Origin of the sequence: Nocardia sp. NPDC059236, from assembly GCF_042754085.1 — a bacterium.
Taxonomy (GTDB): Bacteria; Actinomycetota; Actinomycetes; order Mycobacteriales; family Mycobacteriaceae; genus Nocardia.
Genome location: NZ_JBHZAF010000015.1, coordinates 31,439 through 50,449, shown reverse-complemented (window position 1 = coordinate 50,449; position 19,011 = coordinate 31,439). Strand labels below are relative to the sequence as shown.

Sequence of the window (19,011 nt, the reverse complement as noted above, 5' to 3'; positions counted from 1 at the left end):
GGTGATCGCTGTGGCGGTAAAATCAATGCATGAACTCGATGGAGGTGACACTCGACGCATGCGGAATCGCCGACCTGGCGACCGCCGTCGAAACCCTGTCGAACACCATCCAGCACGGCAACCTGAACCCATTCTCCGACGGTGATGTCGTGGAGTTGATGCAGCGCCTCGAAACCTGCAAACGCCAACTGTCCGCGTTGGATTCACGCCTGATCATCGAAGCTGCGAATCGCTCCTTGCCTGAAACCAGCGGAGCCGGGGAACTGGTGCCGTTCCTGCGCCAGACATTGGGATTGTCGAGGTACGACGCGTCGGTGCGGGTGAAGATCACCCGCCAGTGCGGAGAGTTCTTCGAACCCACGGGTCATCTGCGTCCGGCTGCGTTGGCGGCGACCGCCGAAGCGTTTGAGGCAGGCGATATCTCGCGTGATCATGTTCGCAACATCATCGACGTGATGAACCACCTGCCCGCCGACATCCCCGCCGAGACCCGCGCCGAGGCCGAAGACATCCTCGTCGGCCACTCGCGGATCGGGTGGCCCGATGACCTGCCCAAGATCGGCCGCGACATCCTTGCCCGTGTCGACCCGGACGGCAAGGTCGTCTCCGACACCGACCGCCGTCGCCGCCGTGGCCTGATCCTGGGCCGTCCCGGGGTGGATGGCATGTCGTGGATCGAGGGCTGGATCACCCCCGAACTGCGGGCCCTGCTCGATGCCGTGTTCGCGAAGCTGGCGCGTCCGGGCATGTGCAACATCGACGACACCGACAGCGTCGCCGCCACGGTCAAAGTCATCGATTCCAAGGTGCTGGAAGCGGCCGCCCGCCGCGACCGCCGTGATGCCGGTCAGCGCACCCACGACGCGTTGTTCGCGCTGCTGCAGCCCGGCGTCGACCCGGCCAAGCTGGGTTCGCACCGTGGCCTGCCGGTGCAGGCCATCCTGACCATGTCCGTCGCTGATCTCGAGCGTGGGACCGGTGTCGCGACCACCGCCTCCGGCGGGCACGTCTCCATCGACGAGGCATTGAAGATGGCCGAGGGCACCCGCCCGGTGCTGGCGGTCCTCGACGCCGACGGGCTGCCGCTGTACCTGGGCCGCTGCGAGCGACTGGCCACCCCCGCCCAACGGTTGGCCCTTATCGCTCGCGACAAGGGCTGCACCCGACCCGGATGCGATGCGCCCGCGAGCATGTGCGCGGTGCACCACATCACCGACTGGGCCAAGGGTGGCCCCACGGATCTGACCAATCTGACCTTGGTGTGCGATCACTGTCACGCGCTGGTGAATGACGGTGCCGAGGGTTGGAAAACCGTTGTCATGGGCAAGGATTCCCCTTACAGGGGGCGGACCGGGTGGATTGCCCCGAGACGTCTTGACCCGACCGGCACGGCGCGGGTGAACGACAGACATCACGTGGGGCAGCAGGTCGCCGCTGCGATCGATTCCAGTTGCCGGAGGTGGGGTTCACGGGCGGCGTGATTCGCGGCTGCTCGTGTCGGGTTGGCGTGCGCAGGGCATGGGGAGGTGCGGGTGAACGATCGGCATCACGTTGGGCAGTGGCTCGCCGCTGCCATCGATTCCAGCTGCCAGAGGTGGGGTTCACGGGCCGCGTGATTCCCGCATTCCCGCCAACGCACGAACCCACGAGGCTGGTGACCCCATCCCGGGCAGCACAGACCAATCCAGCCCGCCGGCTCCCTGTCCTCACCACACTGCCGCCCGCCGGGGAGGTCGATCCCCGGCTTCACTACCGATCCGCAGTGTCCCCAACGGGCGCAAGCCATCATGTGGCGACCCCAACCCCGTGATCTGAGGGAATACCTCCTGCAATAACCCCACATGCGGCTTCAAAGGTGAGGGGGCTGGTAGGTGTAGGCGCGGACGTGAGCCCGACCCCCGCTCTTCTCCAGGCGTCCTTGGTCTTTTGTCTTTTGCGTTTTGTTCTTTATCTTTTGCCTTGTGGCGTATCCCACCCTCGTACCCGACGCCTGGCGCAGCTTCCTGATGTGGTGGCGTTTCTGGGGCACCGTCGGCTTCTGCGTCACAGGCTTCCTGTCCTTCATCATCATCAGAAACCTGGACGGCATCCCAGAGTTCTGCGGCTGGCGGCACCCTTGCCCACCCCAGATCATCCTGGGCCTGGGCGCGTTCCCCCTGTACACCTGGGCGGCCGGTGGAGCCGTCTCCTGGCAGCTCGGTCGCATAGCCCTGCGCCACGGCTGGCGCCCCACCTGGGGACTCGCGATCGGTGCCCTGATCTTCATCGCAGGCTTCCTATTCAGCCTCTACATGGTCGCCAATTACTGGTGGCCCTCCACCTGACCACTTCCGCATCCGCCTGTGGCGTCCGCGATCAGTGAATTCCGTAGTGGGCCACCGGAATTGCCGACATGTGAGGCCACTCTCGCACGCCGCAGCCCCCGCCGGGTGGTTGGTTCCGGCGAGGGCTGCGGCTGTGCGCGATCAGGGTGCGACAGCACCCCAATCGGCGAATCCGGTCGGATCGTGGCGCCCCATGGTGCCGTGCTCGAACAGTCCCCAGCCCTCGGCGTCGCCGCAGCGCGCCTTGCCGACATGGTCGATGACGCCGAACGGAACGCGCCCGGCAATGGCCGGATCGGTCAGGTCGTAGAGCTTGCTCTCGGACCAGTCGCGGCCCTTCCATTGGCCGTGCTGCCAATCGGGGTCGCCGCCGTAGCCGCAACCGACATTGAGGGCCATGAAGGTTCCGGCCTCGACCTCGACCTCGAGCGGCTTGCCGTCGGGCGTGGTGAGATCCAGGCGCACCCGCGTCGGGATGCGTGTGCCGGACTTGTACGTCAGATGCACACGGGGCCAGCCCAGTTGCTCGACTCGCCCGTCCTTCCAGATCCGGGTGGCGTCATTCAGCGTGCGGAAGCCGTTGGGCTCCTCCTGCACGATGACGATGATGGAGAACTCGTCGAACAGCAGCGGCACGTACAGCCACCAGAAGCCTTCGGACGGTTCGGCCGCCAACCGGCCCGGGTGATCGGATTCGCCGACCGGGCGGATCCCCCAGGAGCGGTCGCGGGTGCCACACCACGCGGACGGGTCCACGCTGATATCGGTGCCGTCGACATGCAGTGTGCCCGACCAGGTTCCGACCTGTGCGAAGCGCTGCGCGTCGATGATGGGCCGGTGCACGCCGGTGAGGATGGTGTGCGGCTGTTCGGCCATGGCCGGGAAGGAACCCTCCCAGGTCAGGTCGAAGGACAGGTCCTCGTGTTCGCAGAGCACACGGATCTTCTGCAGCGGTTCGGCGATCTCGATCCGGTAGCCGCCGACCTTGGGCTCGAGGCTGCGCTCGGCCAGGGCGTCGGAGAACCGCACGGCCCGCTGGGTGTCGCCGCGGCGCACGGTCGCGAACGCGTCGGTCACGCCCAGATTCGGGTACACGCCGAAACCGGTGACCAGAAAGGTGTCACTGCCGGTGTCGAGCGCGTTGAAGTAGTTGCGGTCGTAGAAGTTCCGATCACTGGTCCCGACCCGCGACATGGACAGCGGGGTCTGGTGGATCGGGTATTCGTCGAGCGAGTTGATCTGATTCTGCGTCATCTCTCAATCCCACGAGTAGGTGCCGTCGAGCATGGCTTCCAGCAGATGCCGGTGCATCACGTAGTCGTCGCGATCGTCGTTGTCGGCCGCCTCACCGAAGTGGATCATCCGCCGCCGGATGCGGGCCATCACGATGCCGTGCCGCAGCGCGGCGTACATGAGGTACCAGTCCAGGTCGCGCACGGCGTGCCCGCTGGCCTCCTCGTAGAGCTTCTCCACATCGGCGCGCCGCATGTAGTCGGCCAGGCCCGGCTGGTCGAACCGGGTGGCGATGTCCTGGAAGAACCGGTGGATGAGAATCGTCCAGGCCACGTCGAGTTCCCGCGGGCCGATGGCCGCCATCTCCCAGTCCAGTACCGCGACCGGATCGAACTCGTCGAACATCACATTGCCCGGCCGGGCGTCGCCCCAGCTCAGCACGTCCGGTCCGGTATCGGTGGGGAAGTTCTCCTCGAGCCAGTCGAAGGTGCGCTCCAGCAGCGGGATGCGGAATCCGTCGCGCGCGAGCGCCCAGTCGTACCACGCCCGCTGGGCCTCGAAGTGCCGCCGCAGCGCCGAGCCCTCGCCCGCCAGCATCGGGAACCGCTGGGCCGGATCGGGAATCGTGTGCACCTTGGCGATGATCTCGATGGTCCGGCAGGTCACCTGGTAGCGCTGCTCCGGGGTGGCCTCGTGCAGCCAGCCGATGAACACGTACGGCGGATTGTCCTCCGGCACACGGCCGTTCACGCGTCGCATGACGAAGAACGGTGCGCCCAGCACATTGTCGGAACCGGTTTCCAGCCAGCACAGCGGCGGCACCGGCAGGTCGGTGGCCTCGGCGACACCGGCAATGACCGCGAACTGCGTTGCCAGGTCGTAGTTCTCGAACACCGGGAAGGAGTTCCGATCGGGCGCGAGCCGCGCCACGAAGGACCCGCCGGCCGCCTGCCCCTGCTCGGTCCACTCGGCGTCGAAGAGCAGCGTGGTGCTGGACATGCCGCCGGCCTGCGGCCGGGTGATCGAGGTGACCTGCGGCGGCTCGTCGGCCTCGACCTTGGTCCCGAGCCACTGCGCGAGTTCGGTCGCGAGTTCATCGAGGTTCTGGTCGGAGACGGTGAGTTCCATCCGCTGGTTGGGATCGGCGTGGGCCGAAGTCATGGGGTCCTCCCTGCGCGGGTGTAGCGGAGTGTGCCTGCGGGGTACCGGATGCGGCCGAGTCGCCGCTGTGGTAAGTCCGGTCGGCACGTTGGGTGAAATGTAACGCGTTCTAAATAGCTCCGGTAGGGGATCGGCAAGACCCGTTTCGCCAGTACCGGTGACCGGGATGTGGCTTGGTCGCCACATCGTGGTCGTGCTGACACGTACTCCTCGAGAAGTAGTTCCTATCAGGCATATTCCGGGTCGGCTCAGGGTGAATCCGGAAGCGTGCGGGCCGCCGGACCGCCTACCGTCGAAGCTTCCGAATGGAAGTGAGGGACGGGGTATGAGCGTGCTGACAATCGACACCGCGACCGATCGGGAGGGGAGGGACACCGAACCCGCACGGTCCTGGAATCCGATCGGACGCATTCTCTTCCGCTTCGGATTCCTGTACTTCGGGCTCTTCTGCGTCTTCTACCCGCAAATGCTGATCGACTTCGCGGGACCGCTGCAACGCCGGCTCCCGGACGACTGGCCCCGCCTCTGGATGAGCGTGTCCCTGCCCATGGTGAAGTGGGTGGGCCACACCGTCTTCGGGACCGATGTGACGCTGCACGAAACGGGCAGCGGTGATCAGGCGGTCTTCTGGATCCTGGTGTTCTGCCTGCTCGTGATCGCGGCAGCCGGGACCGTGCTCTGGACGATGCTGGACCGCACCCGGACCGAGTACCACCGCCTGTCCGCGTGGTTCCTGTTGTTCATCCGGTTGTGCCTGGCCGGTCAGATGCTCGGATACGGTTTCGCCAAGGCGATTCCGACGCAGATGCCCGAGCCCGCGCTCACCACGCTGCTGACCCCGTACGGCGACTTCGCGCCCATGGGTGTGCTGTGGAGTCAGGTCGGCGTGTCACCGGTGTACGAAAGCCTGCTCGGTACCGCCGAGGTGCTGGGCGGCGTGCTCCTGCTACTGCCGCGCACCCGGTTGGCGGGTGTGCTGCTGAGCCTGGTGAGCATGGCGCAGGTGTGGGTGCTGAACATGACCTTCGATGTGCCGGTGAAGCTGCTGTCGTTCCATCTGATGCTGCTCTGCCTGGTCCTGCTGGTGCCCGAGGCGCCGCGGCTCACCGCGTTCCTGACCGGCCGGGCCGCCGGTCCGGCCGCCACCCCACAGCCGTTCCGCACTCGCCGGACGGTGCGCTGGGCGGCCGCCGCGCAGGTGCTGCTGATCGTGTGGTTGTCGGCGGGCTACGTCTGGATCGGGGCGGACAATTGGCGCGAATACGGCGGTGGCAGCGCGAAATCCGAGCTGTACGGCATCTGGACGGTCACCGACTTCACCCGCGACGGCCAGCCGGTGCCGCCGCTGCTCACCGATGAGAGCCGCTGGCGGCGACTGGTTTTCGACCAGCCCAAGATGGCCGTCGTGCAGCGCATGGACGATGAGTTGATGCCGCTGGGCGCGCAGATAGACACCGGCGCACACCGATTGGTGCTCCGCGGCGCGCAGGCGACCACGGACCTGGCGGATCTCGGCTACGAGCAACCGACGCCGAACCGGTTGGTGCTCAACGGCCGGCTGGACGGCCACCCGGTCACCGTCACGCTCGATCAGGTCGACCTCGGCCAGCTGCCGCTCCGGAAGGGCCGTGGCCTGCACCTGATTCAGGAAGACGCGAACTTCGGCAAGGTCATGGGGTAGTGATGTCGCTCATCTGGTTGGTCCACAGCGGATTCGGGGCGAGGAATTCGCCGGATCCGGCCGCGAACGCCCGCTGGGCGTCGGCCCTGCCGAGCAGCCGGGCGGCCAGCCAGACGGTGGGATAGCCGAGGTAGCCGGAGACGCCGGAGGTGCACGGCCAGGAGGCGTCGGCGCAATCCGGCTGGCCCTGAACATCATTGTGATTCGGGCCGACCAGGGTGCCCCACGCCTTCTGGACACCGGCGGGCACCGCGTCGTAGAAGGCCCGCAGTGACTGCAGGCCGACGGCTGTCGGCGGCAAGGTCTGCTCGGACGGCGAGATGACGGTGTCGGCCGAACCGTTCACGAAGAAGACCGAACCGCCGGCCAGTCCCTGGGCATCCGGGCACCAGCCCAGGAAGCACGACAGCTGGATGGGCAGCTCGATCGGCACCGCGGTCTTGATCCGGCCGCCCGAATGCATCATGGCGTTGAGGGCGCCCGTCGCCCCCTGCGAATGCCCCACCGCGCCAATCGCATCCGGGTCGAGCCGGTCGTGGAAGACGCTGGCCGGATCCGCGGCCAGGGACAGCAGCCGGTCGACCGCCCCCGCGATGTCGATCCCTGACCCGGTGGCCGAGTTCTCGGTGGCGATCACCACGAACCCCCAGGATGCGAAATGCCGGAGCAGATACGCGTATTGGTTCGGATGCGCGTTGGTCCCGTCGCCCCAGGTGATGATCGGATGCCGGAACCCGTTGGCCCCCAGCTCGGTCGGATACCAGATGTCGAAGGCGGCCCCGGTGGAGTCGCAGCAGGTGAAGGCGCGCTGTTCGGTCACCGACCAGGGCCCGGGCTGCGCATAGACGGCCTCCACCGGAGGATCGGCGTGACCGATTCCGAGGGGAATGCCGAGCACCACCAGTGCGGCGAGCAGGCAACAGCGAACAAGCACGGTGGCACTGCGTGTCATAGCTATTGAGCATAGAAATGACCGGCGCGTTGGATGCGCAAGATGACCGCGACCGTTGTGAACTCTGTATCGATTGCCACCCGGATGCCGGGCGATTGTCGTGCGCCGCCGCCCACGCCGTACCCTGAATCCTTGTGCAGAACCCCGCAGCCACCCCCGATGACCAGCCGGTTCCCGAGTCCCGGGTCGACACCGGCGATCCGAACTACCTGGTCGGCCTCGATCTGAACGGTCGCCGCGTGGTCGTGGTCGGCGGCGGCACGGTGGCGCAGCGGCGGCTCGGGCTGCTCATCGCTTCCGGCGCGGATGTGCACGTGATCAGCCGTGAGGCCACGCCCGCGGTCGAGGGCATGGCCACCTCGGGACAGCTGACCCTGGAGTTGCGTGCCTACGCCGACGGCGATCTCGACGGCGCCTGGTACGTCATGGCCTGCACCGACGAACCCGAGACCAATGCGGCCGTGGTCGCGGAGGCCACCCGCCGCCGCGTTTTCTGCGTCCGCGCCGACACCGCGCGGCTGGGCACCGCGGTCACTCCGGCCACCGCGCGCTACGACGGCATGACGATGGGCGTACTGGCCGGCGGGCAGCACCGCCGCTCGGCCGCGGTGCGCAACGCGCTGTTGGAAGCCCTGCAATCCGGTGTGGTGACCGATGATTCGGCCCCCGTGACCCCGGGCGTGGCGCTGGTCGGCGGCGGCCCCGGCGATCCGGATCTCATCACCGTGCGCGGCCGCCGCCTGCTGGCCCGCGCGAATCTCGTTGTCGCCGACCGGCTCGCGCCGCCGGAGCTGCTGGCCGAGCTCGGGCCGGAGGTGGAGGTCATCGACGCGGCCAAGATTCCCTACGGCCGGGCCATGGCGCAGGAGGCCATCAATGCCGCGCTCATCGAGGGCGCGAAGGCGGGCAAGTTCGTGGTGCGGCTCAAGGGCGGCGACAACTATGTCTTCGGGCGTGGCTACGAGGAACTCGAAGCCTGCGTCGACGCCGGTATCCCGGTGACCGTGGTTCCCGGTGTCACCAGCGCGATTTCGGTGCCCGCCCTGGCCGGTATCCCGGTCACCCACCGCGGTGTCACGCACGAGTTCGTGGTCGTCAGCGGCCACGTCGCGCCTGATCACCCGGATTCGCTGGTCGACTGGCCCGCGCTGGCCCGGCTGCGCGGCACCATCGTGCTGCTGATGGCGGTGGAGCGGATCGAGAAGTTCGCCGACGCGCTGATCTCCGGTGGCCGTGCCGCCGACACCCCGGTCACCGTCATCCAGGAGGGCAGCCTGCGCACCCAGCGCATCCTGCGCGCCGACCTGGCCACCGTCGCCGAGCGGGTGCGCACCGAGGGCATTCGCCCGCCGGCCATCATCGTCATCGGCCCGACGGCGGGCTTCACGGCGGGTGCGCCGGACCAGGACAACTCCTGACGTCGCGTAATGAGATCGGTTCGCCGGATAGTGCATCCATTACAGTGGGCGGGTGCTCGATAACCCCGCTGCGACGATGCAGTATCCGGTGACCAAGCGGGCTTTCGGGCTCGCAATTCTCGTCCTCAGCGGGCTTCAGCTGATGGTCGTGCTGGACGGCACCGTCATGATCCTGGCGCTGCCGCGACTACAGGAACAGCTCGGCCTGTCCAACGCGGGCAGTGCGTGGACGGTCACGGCCTATGGTCTTCCGTTCGCGGGCCTCATGCTCCTGGGCGGGCGTCTCGGCGACTCGTTCGGCCGCAAGCGGATGCTGATTCTCGGCGTCGCGCTGTTCACCCTCGCCTCGGCGCTGTGTGGCATGGCCCAGAACGAGGCATGGCTGATCGCGGCCCGCGCGCTGCAGGGCACGGGCGCGGCCATCGCCGCGCCGACCGCCTTCGCGCTGGTGGCGAGCACCTACGCGCCCGGCCCGGCCCGCAATCAAGCGGTCGCCATCTTCGGATCCATGGTCGGTATCGGCTCGGTCGGCGGTCTGGTCATCGGCGGCGCGCTGACCCAGGTCGACTGGCGCTGGATCTTCTGGATCAATGTGCCGATCGGCATTCTCATCGTCTGGGGCGCGATCTACCAGCTCCGCGACACCGCGCACCACCGCATGTCCATGGATGTGCGCGGCGCCATCCTGGGCACGCTGGCCTGTGTGTCGGTCGTCTTCGGCGCGACCGAGGGGCCCGAAATGGGTTGGGGCTCTCCGGTCATCCTCGGCGCGCTGATCGGCGGCTTCGTCCTGCTGATCGTGTTCATCTTCGCCGAGCGTGACGTGGACAACCCGCTGCTGCCGTGGTCGCTGTTCAAGAGCCGCGACCGCGTGATCACCTTCGCCGCCATCTTCCTGACCTCCGGCGTGCTCGGTGCGACCACCTTCTTCGTCGCGCAGTTCCTGCAGAACGTGCTGCGCTACAGCCCGCTGCAGGCCGGTCTGGCCAGCATTCCGTTCACCCTCGGCGCGGGCGTCGGTACCGCGGTGGCGTCCAAGGCGTGCATGTATGTCCGGGCGCGCTGGCTGCTGCTGGCGGCCGCCCTGGTGCTGGCGGGCGCGCTGTACTTCGGTTCGACACTGGACAGTTCGGCCGACTATTTCCCCACGCTGCTGGTCATGATGTCGATCGTCGGCTTCTGCGTGGGCACCGCCATCGTGATCCTGCCGCTGTGCGTGCTGGTCGGCGTGGACATGGCCCACATCGGCCCGCTGTCGGCGGTCGGGCAGATGTTCATGAACATGGGCACGCCGTTCGCGGTCGGCGTGCTGAGCCCGGTCGCCCTGTCGCGCACATTGGCGCTCGGCGGCAAATCGGGCAAGGTGAGCGAGATGTCGCCGAGTCAGATCGATGCGCTGGGCAGCGGGTACACCCTCGTCCTGCTGGTGTGCGCCATCGGCACCGCGGTCATGGGCCTGCTGGCGCTGACGCTGCGCTACACGCCCGGGCAGCTGGCCCAGGCGCAGCACGCGCAGGACGAGGCTCAGAAGAGCTAGGGCACCGCGGTGACCGCGATCGCCGATTCGGTCAGGCTGCCGAGGTAGATCGCACCGTCCTGTTCGGCGACCCCGGTGACCATGGCGTAGTCGGTGCCCTCGCGCTGCAGGTCGTGGACGAGATTCCCGTCGAAGTCGAAGGCCTGCACCCACACGGTGCGTGCCGGTTTCGGTTGCAGCGCTTCGGGAATCGCCCACACCAGCCGGCGCAGCACGCCGGGCAGCGGAAGCAGCATGTCCAGCAGCGGATTTCGCGGCGACACCAGCGCCACCCAGGCCAGCCCGTCACTGCCGAGGCCCATATTGTCGGGGAAGGCGGGCAGGTTCTCGGCGAAGTAGTCGTGGGTGCCCGCCTTCGGCCCGGTCAGCCAGTAGCGGGTGATGCTGTAGCCGCCGGTCTCGGCGACCAGCACGCACGAGCGGTCCGGGGCGAGCACGATGCCGTTCGCGAATTTCAGCCCGTCGACCAGGGTTTCGACACTGCCGTCGGGATTGCGGCGCAGCAGCCGACCGGTCTCGGAGTGCTCGAGCATGTCGCCCATGTATTCGCCGAGCGACCAGTGCCGGGTGGATTCGGAGAAGTAGACGGTGTCGCCGTCGGCGACCACATTGCTGGTGAAGTTCAGCGGCACGCCGTCGACCTCGGACACCAGCACCTCGACCTGCCCGCCCGGCTTGTCCAGGCGCAGCAGCCCACGGTTGGCATCGCAGATCAGCAGCGAGCCATCGGGGTTCGCGTGCAGTCCCAGCGGTCGCCCGCCGGTGTGCCCGATCCGCTCGGCCGTGCCGTCGGCCGGGTCGACCGCCACCAGGGTGCCGTCCGAGAGTCCCGCGACGACTCTGCCGTCGGGGGCGATCACCACATCCTCGGGCCCCTCTCCGGGCACCTCGAGCCGCCGCACGGGCGGCATGGGTGGCGCACTGTGGTTTTCGTGGGCGCGGGCCGTCGCCTTGGGCGGCGTCCAGCGCTTGGGCTGCATGGACATGGCTCACTGTAACCCGGCCCTTGGTAGTCAACAGTTGTTGGCCTACACTTGTGGGCATGACTGTGGAGACGGGGCCGCGGCGGTCGGATGCCACCCGCGCGGCGATTCTGGAGGCGGCGCGCCACCGCTTCGCCGAGGACGGCTACCGGAAGGCGACCATCCGGGCGATCGCGGCCGACGCCGGGATCGACCCGTCGATGGTGATGCGCTACTACGGCAACAAGGACGGATTGTTCGACGCCGCACTGGATGTCGACCTGGAGCTGCCGGATCTCGGTGCGGCCGCGCCGGATTCGCTGGGCGCACTGCTCGCGGCGCGTTTCCTGGAGCTGTGGGAACAGCCGCCGACCAGCGAGATCCTGCTCACCCTCATCCGTTCGTCGCTGACCGACGAGGACGTGGTGGAACGCACCCGGCGCATCTTCGCCCAGCAGCTCATGCCGGCCGTGCTGCGTTTCGGCGATCCGGCCGACGCACCGCATCGCGCGGGTCTGATCGCCACCCAGATCCTGGGACTCGCCCTGTGCCGCTACGTCTTACGGCTCCCGCCGGTGGTGGCGCTGAGCTCGGATCAGATCGTCGCCGACATCGGGCCCACTATTCAGCGCTACCTCACGCTCGGGAACGCTTGACCTTATGAGCCAGTGGTGAAAACCACGCTGCCGGAGGGGTTTTCTCCGGACCGAAGATTGGGCACACTGCCCGGATGGGGATGAGTCTGGACGCGGATCTGCTGGACCGCTGGACGAAATTGGCCGGGCCGCAGGCACGCGCGGTGGGGGAGGACCTGGTCCGCCGCTACCGTGAGCCGCACCGCCGCTATCACACCGTCGAGCACCTGGCCGCCATGCTGGCGGTCATCGACGATCTGGCCGCCGACGCGGAGGATCTGGACGCGGTGCGCTACGCCGCCTTCTTCCACGACGCGGTCTACGCCGTCGACGGCACCGACAACGAGGAGGCCAGCGCCCGCCTGGCCGAAACCGCCCTGCCCGCACTGGGAGTCGGCGCGGACACGGTGGCGGAGGCCGCGCGGCTGGTCCGGCTGACCGGCGGCCACCACCCGGACCCGTCGGACCGCAACGGCGCTGTGCTCTGCGATGCCGATCTGGCGATCCTCGCGGCCGACGCGGCCGCCTACGCCGCCTACACCTCGGCCGTCCGCGCCGAGTACGCCCACGTTCCCGACCCGCTCTTCCGCTCGGGCCGGGCGGCCGTGCTGGCGGCGCTCGCCGGGCAGCCCGCCCTCTTCCGCACGCCCACCGCCCGGGCCCGCTACGAGTCCGCGGCCCGCGCCAACCTCGCGGCCGAACTCGCAACGCTCACCCCGGAGCCGGCGGGCGAACCCGGGGACGAGTGAGGGTTCGCGCCCCGATCAGCGGGTGCCGTACTTGTAGGTCTGCTTCCGCAGTTTGAGGTACACCATGATCTCGGCGTGCCGGACCCCGGCCAGCCCGCGAATCCGGTTGGACACCAGGTCGAGCAGGGCCTCGTCGTCCGGGCACACGGCCTCGCAGAGGATGTCGTAGCGGCCGGCGCACACCACGACATAGTTGATCTCCTCGATGGCAGCCAAGATGTCGGTCACCTGCTGCACCGGCCCGTCGACGGTGATGGCGATCATGGCCTGCCGGAACAGACCGACCTGCAGGGGATCGGTGACCGCCACGATCTGGATCACCCCGGCATCGGCCAGCTTCTGCACGCGCTGGCGGACGGCGGCCTCGGAGAGTCCGACGGCCTTGCCGATGGTGGCGTACGCGCGTCGCCCGTCCTCCTGAAGTTCGGCGATGATCCGCTTGGAGATGTCGTCGAGGATCGGAGCTCCCCGGCCGGAGTACTGGTCGATCACGAGATCATCCTTCCTCATCGCGGCTGGTCGGGCGAACGCCCGACTGGCGGTCGCGAGCGCGCGGGTATGTTGGGATCGGTCGCCGGGTCCGGCGGTTTTCGGTCCGACAAGGATGATCTCCCGTGAAGTACGTTCCGCGCGCGGTTCTGTTCCTCGGCATTCCCGCGCTCCTGTTCGCCCTCCCCTGGTGGCTGCTGGTCTACACGACGATGTCGGGGACATGGTTCTGGCTCGGGTCGGCGGTGTTCCTGCTCGGCTATGTGGCGCTGCCCGCGGGCATGCTGCTCGGGCACGGCCCCCGGCAGTCCGACGCGGCTTCGCTGGTGGGCGACACCATGCTGGGTGTCATGTGGGTGGTGTTCACCTGGTCGGTGATCGGCGCCGCGGTCCGGGGTGTGCTGGCGGTCGCGGGGGTGGACGATCCGGTGCGCTCGCGCGTGGTGGCCGTCGGGGTGCTGGCGGTGTCGGTCGTGCTGTCCGCCTGGGCGATCTACGAGGCGCGCCGGGTGCCGCGCGTGCGCACGGTCGAGGTCGAGATCCCCGGTCTCGGTGCGGGTTTGGACGGTTTCCGGCTGGTGGTCGTCACCGACACCCACTACGCCGCGACCGATCGGTTGCGCTGGTCGGAGCGGGTGGTCGAGGAGGTCAACGCGCTGCGTCCCGATATCGCCTGTCACGCGGGCGATCTCGCCGACGGCTCGGTGGAGAAGCGGAGGGCGCAGGTCGATCCGCTGGGCAAGGTCGAGGCCGAGTACGGCCGCTTCTACATCACCGGCAATCACGAATACTTCGGCGACGCACCGGGCTGGATCGACCACATGTCCGGCCTGGGCTGGCAGCCGCTGCGCAACCAGCACGAGGTCATCACCCGCGATGGCGACAGCCTCGTGCTGGCGGGCATCGACGACCCCACCGGTAGCGGCCTGCCCGGCCACGGCCCCGACATCGAAGCGGCCCTGGCCGGCGCCGATCCGGCACTGCCGGTGGTACTGCTGGCCCATCAGCCCAAACAGGTCACCGATGCGGTGTCGGCCGGTGTGGCCCTGCAGATTTCGGGCCACACCCACGGTGGGCAGATCTGGCCCTTCCGGTACCTGGTCCGCCTGGACCAGCCCGTGGTGGCCGGGCTCAGCCGCCACGGCGAGCGCACCCAGCTCTACACCAGCCGGGGCACCGGCTTCTGGGGTCCGCAGCTGCGCCTGTTCGCGCCGAGCGAGATCACGGTGCTGATCCTGCGCCGGCCCAACTGATTCCGCCCGCTCAGCTGTCGAAGCCCAGGCCGGTGTAGTCGAGGGTCTTCAGCCACAGATTGCGGCGCCCCTGGTGCGCGTCCGCGCGGGCCAGGGACCAGCGGGTGAGGTGAATTCCCGCGGAGCGCAACGGTTCCGGCGGCAGCGGCAGCGGCCGGGAGCGGACCATGCGCAGGCGGGTCCGCTCGGTGTCGCGGCCCCACAACTGGTCGAGCATGACCTCCGCGCCGAAGCGGGTCGCGCCCACCCCGAGCCCGGTGTAGCCGGCGGCATAGACCAGCCGGCCCTTGTAGGCAGAGCCGAAGAAGGCGCAGAACCGGCCGCAGGTGTCGATGACCCCGCCCCAGCGGTGGGTGAAGCGCAGGCCGTCGAGCTGCGGGAAGGTCTGGAAGAAGTGCTGGGCGAGGGTTTCGAAGGTGGCCTCGTTGTATTCCAGGGCGGGGGCGATGCGATTGCCGAAGTGGTAGATGGCGTCGTAGCCGCCGAAGAGGATGCGGTTGTCGCTGGTCAGGCGGTAGTAGTGGAAGCGGTAGGAGGCGTCGCCCAGGCCCATGCGGGTGCCCCAGCCGATGCTGTCGAGCTGTTCGGCGGTGAGCGGCTCGGTCATGAGCGCGTAGTCGTAGACCGGCACCACATGGCGTGACACCTTGGGCACCGGGCCCGCGAAAGCGCTGGTGCACAGGGCAACCCGGGGCGCGCGGACCTCACCGTGCGGGGTGTGCAGGGTCAGCGTGCCGCCGTGGGATTTCGAAAGGCGTTGCACCGGAGTGCCTTCGAAGATGCGGACACCGGAATCCAGGCAGGCGCGCCGTAGTCCCCAGGCCAGCCGGGCCGGATCGAGCATGGCGACGCCGTCGCGGTCCCACCAGCCGCCGAGGTAGGTGGGGGAGTGCACCATGCCCTGCACCTGGCCGGCGTCGAGCAGCTCGGTGCGGTAGCCGAGGGCTTCGGCGGCATCGTGGCTCTCCTGCAGCCATTCGACCTCGTGCGGTGCGGTGGCGACCTCCATTTCGCCGGTGCGCTCGAAGTCGCAGTCGATGCCGTACCGGAGGATGGCCTTCTCGATGTCGTCCAGGTTGGAGCGGCCGAGCCGTTCGAGCTGGCCGATCTCGTCGGGGAAGCGCTCCAGGCCATTGGCCAGGCCGTGGGTCAGGCTGGCGGAGCAGAATCCGCCGTTGCGGCCCGAGGCCGCGTGTCCGCAGAGACCGGACTCCAGCAGCACCACATCGATGCCGGGATCGCGTTCCTTGGCCAGCAGCGCGGTCCAGAGCCCGCTGTAGCCGCCGCCGACGACGGCCAGATCCGCGGTGGTGGCGGTGGTGAGGGGGTCGGTGGGGGTCGGCCGCTCGGGCCGGTCGGTCCAGTACGGCGTCGGCGCTGCATCGATGAGTGCCGACGCCCACAGTTTGCTTCCTTTGGCCGACATGGCCGATCAACTCCTTCTCTCGTGCCGATACGGCGAACGTTCGCGCCTGCGTGCTCGGGGTACGCGGAAGCCGCCGATGGTCACCCGTGGGGGGACCAGTCGGCGGCTTTCGAGAGAGTCAGCTGGTGGCGGCGCGATCCTCGGAGCGGCGGGGCATACGCACAGTGGACCGCAATACCTGCGTCGGCGACGTCGGCCGGTCCATTTCCGCCTCCTCCTGTGTCATGAGGATAGCCCAGAAATTCGCGGGCGGGTCCGATCGGAGCCCGCCCGCGCGATATCGCCGCCTTTTACCCGGCCCGGAAGATGACGTCGTGCCAGGGCTTGTGCGCCGCGCCGGTGATATCCGACATGACGTGCTTGATATTCGTGTACTCCTCGAATGCGTAGGCGGACATGTCTTTTCCGAATCCGGAGGACTTGTACCCGCCGTGCGGCATTTCGCTGATGATCGGAATATGGTCGTTGATCCACACGCAGCCGGCCTGAATTTCCCGGCTCGCCCGCTGGGTGCGGAACACATCGCGGGACCAGGCGGAGGCGGCCAGCCCGTAGACGGTGTCATTGGCCAGTGCGATGGCCTCGTCGTCGGTGTCGAAGGGCAGCACGACCAACACCGGGCCGAAGATCTCGTGCTGCACGATCTCGGAGTCCTGGGCCGCGCCGGTGATCAGGGTCGGCTCGAAGTAGGAACCCGCCGCCGGGGTGTGTTCCGGAATTCGGCCGCCGCGTACGATTTTCGCGCCGGATTCGCGGGCGCGTTCCACCATGCCCAGCACTTTGTCGCGGTGCGCGCGCGAAATGAGCGGTCCCATATCGGTTTCCGGGTTCTCGACCGGACCGAGCACCACCCGGTCCATGAGATCGGCTACGCGGCCGACGAATTCCTCGAACAGCGGACGTTGCACATAGGCGCGGGTGGCGGCCGTGCAATCCTGGCCGGTATTGATGAGCGCACCCGCGACCGCGCCTCGCGCCGCGGCTTCGGGGTCGGCGTCGTCGAACACGACGAAGGGGGCCTTGCCGCCGAGTTCGAGATGGACCCGCTTGACCGCACCGGCGGCGGTGGCGGCCACCCGTTTGCCGACCCCGGTGGAGCCGGTGAACGACACCATGGCCACGGCCGGATGCTCCACCAGCGGCTGTCCCGCCTCGGCGCCGGTGCCGGTGAGCACATTGATCACGCCCGGCGGCACGCCCGCGTCGGTCGCGGCCTCCGCGAACAGCAGCGAGGACAGCGGGGTCAGCTCGGAAGGCTTGAGCACCACCGTGTTTCCGGCGGCGACGGCGGGCAGGATCTTCCAGGCCGCCATTTGCAGCGGATAGTTCCAGGGCGCGATGGACCCGATGACGCCGAGGGGTTCCCGCCGGATCGACGAGGTGTGGTCACCGGAGTATTCGGCCGCCGACTTGCCTTCCAGGTGCCGGGCGGCGCCGGCGAAGAAGGCCGTGTTGTCGATGGTGCCGGGCACGTCGAATTCCGTGGCGAGGCGAATCGGCTTGCCCGCGTTGACACTTTCGATCGCGGCGAGGTCCCCGGCACGAGCGCGCAGGATCCGGGCCCATTCGTGCATGAGGTCCGACCGCGCGCCCGGGGTGAGCCCGGCCCAGCCGGGGAAGGCCGCCCGGGCCGCGGTCACCGCCGACTCGACGTCGGCCGCGTCCGCGCCGGCGCCGGAGGCGATGACCGCGCCCGTGGCCGGCGCGATGATCGACAGCGGCGCACCCGACCCGGATCGTCGTGCGCCGCCGATGAATTGCAGTTGTTCCTGACCCATCGCGCTCCTCGCGTTCTCGAATGTCACCGTCTCCGGGTCACACGGTATGGGCGTCGGCGACCGTGAGCGCCTGATCGAGGATGGCGAGTCCCTCCTTGGCCTCGGCCTCGCTGATGGTGCAGGGCGGGACCACGTGCAGGCGGTTGAAGTTCACGAACAGCAGCAGTCCGGCGGCCCTGGCGGCGGCGACGGTCTCGTTCATGGCCGGGCTGGTGCCGCCGTAGGGCGCCAGGGGTTCGCGGGTGGCGCGGTCGCGGACCAGCTCGACGGCCCAGAACACGCCGAGTCCGCGGACCTCGCCGACGCTCGGGTGCCGCTCGGCCAGTTCCCGCAGGCCCGGGCCGATGACGCGCTCGCCCATGTCGGCGGCGTTCTCGACGATGCCCTCCTCGCGCATGGCGGTGATGGTCGCGACGGCCGCGGCCGTGGCCAGCGGATGCCCGGAGTAGGTGAGCCCGCCCGGATAGGCGCGGTCGTCGAAGGTGGCCGCGATGTGCGGTGCGATGGCGACGCCGCCCAGCGGCACATACCCGGAGTTGACGCCCTTGGCGAAGGTGAGCAGGTCCGGCGCCACGTCGAAATGGTCGATGGCGAACCATTCTCCGGTGCGGCCGAAGCCCGACATCACCTCGTCGGCGATGAACACGATGCCGTACTTGTCGCACAGTTCGCGCACGCCGGCCAGGTATCCCGGGGGCGGCACCATGATTCCGGCCGTGCCCGGTACCGATTCCAGAATGACGGCCGCGATGGTGCTCGGCCCCTCGAGCGCGATGGTCTGCTCGAGGTGCTGCAGCGCCCGTTCGGTCTCCTCGGCCTCGGTGGCGGCGTGGAAGTGTGAGCGGTACAGGAACGGCCCGAAGAAGTGCACGACTCCGGCATTGCCGTGGTCGTTCGGCCAGCGCCGCGGGTCGCCGGTCAGATTGACCGCGGTCTCGGTGCCGCCGTGATACGACCGGTAGCGCGCGAGCACCTTGTACCGCCCGGTGTGCAGCCGGGCCATGCGCACCGCGTGCTCGACCGCGTCCGCGCCGCCATTGGTGAAGAAGATCCGGTTCAGCTCACCGGGGGTGCGTTCGGCGATGAGCCGCGCCGCCTCCGAGCGGGCGTCGTTCACGTAGGCCGGGCCGATGGTGCACAGCGTGGCCGCCTGCTCCTGGATGGCGGCCACCACCTTCGGATGCTGGTGTCCGATATTGGTGTTCACCATCTGCGAGGAGAAGTCGAGCAGCCGGTTGCCGTCGCCGTCCCACACGTAGCAGCCCTGGGCGGCGGTGATCACCATGGGATCCAGCGACTTCTGCGCGGACCAGGAGTGGAAGACGTGCTTGCGGTCCAATTCGTAGGCGCGGGCGGCTTTTTCGCGGGCCGCCTCCGGGGTCAGCCCATTGGGCAGGGTCATCGCGGACTCCG

The 19,011-nt window shown here is 68.5% G+C and carries 16 protein-coding genes; 8 read left to right on the top strand and 8 right to left on the bottom strand.

Annotation, left to right across the window (positions count from 1 at the left end; translation table 11 throughout):
• Positions 1–29: 29 nt before the first annotated feature.
• Together ACFXIV_RS32450 and ACFXIV_RS32445 are read left to right on the top strand one after the other, a co-directional pair.
• Complete coding sequence (locus tag ACFXIV_RS32450; protein WP_379402479.1) at positions 30–1,481, top strand: DUF222 domain-containing protein; 1,452 nt, start codon at positions 30–32, stop codon at positions 1,479–1,481.
• Positions 1,482–1,961: 480 nt separating this feature from the next.
• Positions 1,962–2,324, top strand: a complete 363-nt coding sequence (locus ACFXIV_RS32445; RefSeq protein WP_379402480.1) for a hypothetical protein — start codon at positions 1,962–1,964, stop codon at positions 2,322–2,324.
• 141 nt (positions 2,325–2,465) lie between these two features.
• On the opposite strand, the gene ACFXIV_RS32440 is transcribed toward ACFXIV_RS32445, so the two are convergent.
• Together ACFXIV_RS32440 and ACFXIV_RS32435 are read right to left on the bottom strand one after the other, a co-directional pair.
• Positions 2,466–3,578 carry a hypothetical protein gene (locus ACFXIV_RS32440; RefSeq protein WP_379402481.1) on the bottom strand — a complete coding sequence of 371 codons (1,113 nt, stop codon included), beginning with the start codon at positions 3,576–3,578 and terminating at the stop codon, positions 2,466–2,468.
• A gap of 3 nt (positions 3,579–3,581) precedes the next feature.
• Positions 3,582–4,718: a phosphotransferase family protein gene (locus ACFXIV_RS32435; RefSeq protein WP_379402482.1), complete on the bottom strand. Its 1,137-nt coding sequence runs from the start codon at positions 4,716–4,718 to the stop codon at positions 3,582–3,584.
• 325 nt (positions 4,719–5,043) lie between these two features.
• Between ACFXIV_RS32435 and ACFXIV_RS32430 the strand changes: the two genes are divergently transcribed.
• Positions 5,044–6,399, top strand: a complete 1,356-nt coding sequence (locus tag ACFXIV_RS32430) for a DoxX family protein (RefSeq protein WP_379402483.1) — start codon at positions 5,044–5,046, stop codon at positions 6,397–6,399.
• On the opposite strand, the gene ACFXIV_RS32425 is transcribed toward ACFXIV_RS32430, so the two are convergent.
• Positions 6,389–7,351, bottom strand: coding sequence for a hypothetical protein (locus tag ACFXIV_RS32425; protein ID WP_379402484.1), 963 nt, complete (start codon positions 7,349–7,351; stop codon positions 6,389–6,391). The two genes, ACFXIV_RS32430 and ACFXIV_RS32425, sit on opposite strands and share 11 nt — an antisense overlap.
• 209 nt (positions 7,352–7,560) lie before the next feature.
• On the opposite strand from ACFXIV_RS32425, the gene cobA reads away from it, so the two are divergent.
• The gene (cobA, locus tag ACFXIV_RS32420) at positions 7,561–8,769 is read left to right on the top strand and encodes a uroporphyrinogen-III C-methyltransferase (RefSeq protein WP_379402522.1); all 1,209 of its coding nucleotides are present in this window, start codon (positions 7,561–7,563) and stop codon (positions 8,767–8,769) included.
• A 52-nt stretch (positions 8,770–8,821) separates the two neighbouring features.
• The gene (locus tag ACFXIV_RS32415) at positions 8,822–10,306 is read left to right on the top strand and encodes an MFS transporter (protein ID WP_379402485.1); all 1,485 of its coding nucleotides are present in this window, start codon (positions 8,822–8,824) and stop codon (positions 10,304–10,306) included.
• Here the strand turns inward: ACFXIV_RS32415 and ACFXIV_RS32410 are convergent.
• Positions 10,303–11,292 (bottom strand): SMP-30/gluconolactonase/LRE family protein, encoded by a 990-nt coding sequence (locus tag ACFXIV_RS32410; RefSeq protein ID WP_379402486.1) that lies wholly within the window; start codon positions 11,290–11,292, stop codon positions 10,303–10,305. The two genes, ACFXIV_RS32415 and ACFXIV_RS32410, sit on opposite strands and share 4 nt — an antisense overlap.
• 56 nt (positions 11,293–11,348) lie before the next feature.
• Here ACFXIV_RS32410 and ACFXIV_RS32405 point away from each other — a divergent pair, with 56 nt between their 5' ends.
• Entirely contained in the window at positions 11,349–11,924 is a 576-nt protein-coding gene (locus ACFXIV_RS32405; RefSeq protein WP_379402487.1) for a TetR family transcriptional regulator, read from the top strand.
• A gap of 74 nt (positions 11,925–11,998) precedes the next feature.
• Entirely contained in the window at positions 11,999–12,652 is a 654-nt protein-coding gene (locus ACFXIV_RS32400; protein WP_379402488.1) for a metal-dependent phosphohydrolase, read from the top strand.
• A gap of 15 nt (positions 12,653–12,667) precedes the next feature.
• Here ACFXIV_RS32400 and ACFXIV_RS32395 read toward each other — a convergent pair whose 3' ends face one another.
• Positions 12,668–13,162 carry an Lrp/AsnC family transcriptional regulator gene (locus ACFXIV_RS32395; protein ID WP_379421369.1) on the bottom strand — a complete coding sequence of 165 codons (495 nt, stop codon included), beginning with the start codon at positions 13,160–13,162 and terminating at the stop codon, positions 12,668–12,670.
• A 104-nt stretch (positions 13,163–13,266) separates the two neighbouring features.
• Here ACFXIV_RS32395 and ACFXIV_RS32390 point away from each other — a divergent pair, with 104 nt between their 5' ends.
• Positions 13,267–14,394 carry a metallophosphoesterase gene (locus ACFXIV_RS32390; RefSeq protein ID WP_379402490.1) on the top strand — a complete coding sequence of 376 codons (1,128 nt, stop codon included), beginning with the start codon at positions 13,267–13,269 and terminating at the stop codon, positions 14,392–14,394.
• 10 nt (positions 14,395–14,404) lie between these two features.
• Here ACFXIV_RS32390 and ACFXIV_RS32385 read toward each other — a convergent pair whose 3' ends face one another.
• From ACFXIV_RS32385 to ACFXIV_RS32375, 3 genes are all read right to left on the bottom strand, one after another.
• Positions 14,405–15,820: an NAD(P)/FAD-dependent oxidoreductase gene (locus ACFXIV_RS32385; protein WP_379402491.1), complete on the bottom strand. Its 1,416-nt coding sequence runs from the start codon at positions 15,818–15,820 to the stop codon at positions 14,405–14,407.
• 290 nt (positions 15,821–16,110) lie between these two features.
• Complete coding sequence (locus ACFXIV_RS32380) at positions 16,111–17,598, bottom strand: gamma-aminobutyraldehyde dehydrogenase (protein ID WP_379402492.1); 1,488 nt, start codon at positions 17,596–17,598, stop codon at positions 16,111–16,113.
• Between the two features lie 37 nt (positions 17,599–17,635).
• On the bottom strand, positions 17,636–19,000 hold the full coding sequence (locus tag ACFXIV_RS32375; protein ID WP_379402493.1) for an aspartate aminotransferase family protein: 1,365 nt from the start codon (positions 18,998–19,000) through the stop codon (positions 17,636–17,638).
• Positions 19,001–19,011 lie beyond the last annotated feature (11 nt).

Bases quoted from the DNA above. Each gene is read 5' to 3' on its own strand.
- ACFXIV_RS32450 (WP_379402479.1), top strand. From the start codon at position 30: ATGAACTCGATGGAGGTGACACTCGACGCATGCGGAATCGCCGACCTG.
- ACFXIV_RS32440 (WP_379402481.1), bottom strand. From the start codon at position 3,578: ATGACGCAGAATCAGATCAACTCGCTCGACGAATACCCGATCCACCAG.
- ACFXIV_RS32435 (WP_379402482.1), bottom strand. From the start codon at position 4,718: ATGACTTCGGCCCACGCCGATCCCAACCAGCGGATGGAACTCACCGTC.
- ACFXIV_RS32430 (WP_379402483.1), top strand. From the start codon at position 5,044: ATGAGCGTGCTGACAATCGACACCGCGACCGATCGGGAGGGGAGGGAC.
- ACFXIV_RS32380 (WP_379402492.1), bottom strand. From the start codon at position 17,598: ATGGGTCAGGAACAACTGCAATTCATCGGCGGCGCACGACGATCCGGG.
- ACFXIV_RS32405 (WP_379402487.1), top strand. From the start codon at position 11,349: ATGACTGTGGAGACGGGGCCGCGGCGGTCGGATGCCACCCGCGCGGCG.
- ACFXIV_RS32385 (WP_379402491.1), bottom strand. From the start codon at position 15,820: ATGTCGGCCAAAGGAAGCAAACTGTGGGCGTCGGCACTCATCGATGCA.
- ACFXIV_RS32410 (WP_379402486.1), bottom strand. From the start codon at position 11,292: ATGTCCATGCAGCCCAAGCGCTGGACGCCGCCCAAGGCGACGGCCCGC.
- ACFXIV_RS32375 (WP_379402493.1), bottom strand. From the start codon at position 19,000: ATGACCCTGCCCAATGGGCTGACCCCGGAGGCGGCCCGCGAAAAAGCC.
- ACFXIV_RS32425 (WP_379402484.1), bottom strand. From the start codon at position 7,351: ATGACACGCAGTGCCACCGTGCTTGTTCGCTGTTGCCTGCTCGCCGCA.
- ACFXIV_RS32395 (WP_379421369.1), bottom strand. From the start codon at position 13,162: ATGAGGAAGGATGATCTCGTGATCGACCAGTACTCCGGCCGGGGAGCT.
- ACFXIV_RS32400 (WP_379402488.1), top strand. From the start codon at position 11,999: ATGGGGATGAGTCTGGACGCGGATCTGCTGGACCGCTGGACGAAATTG.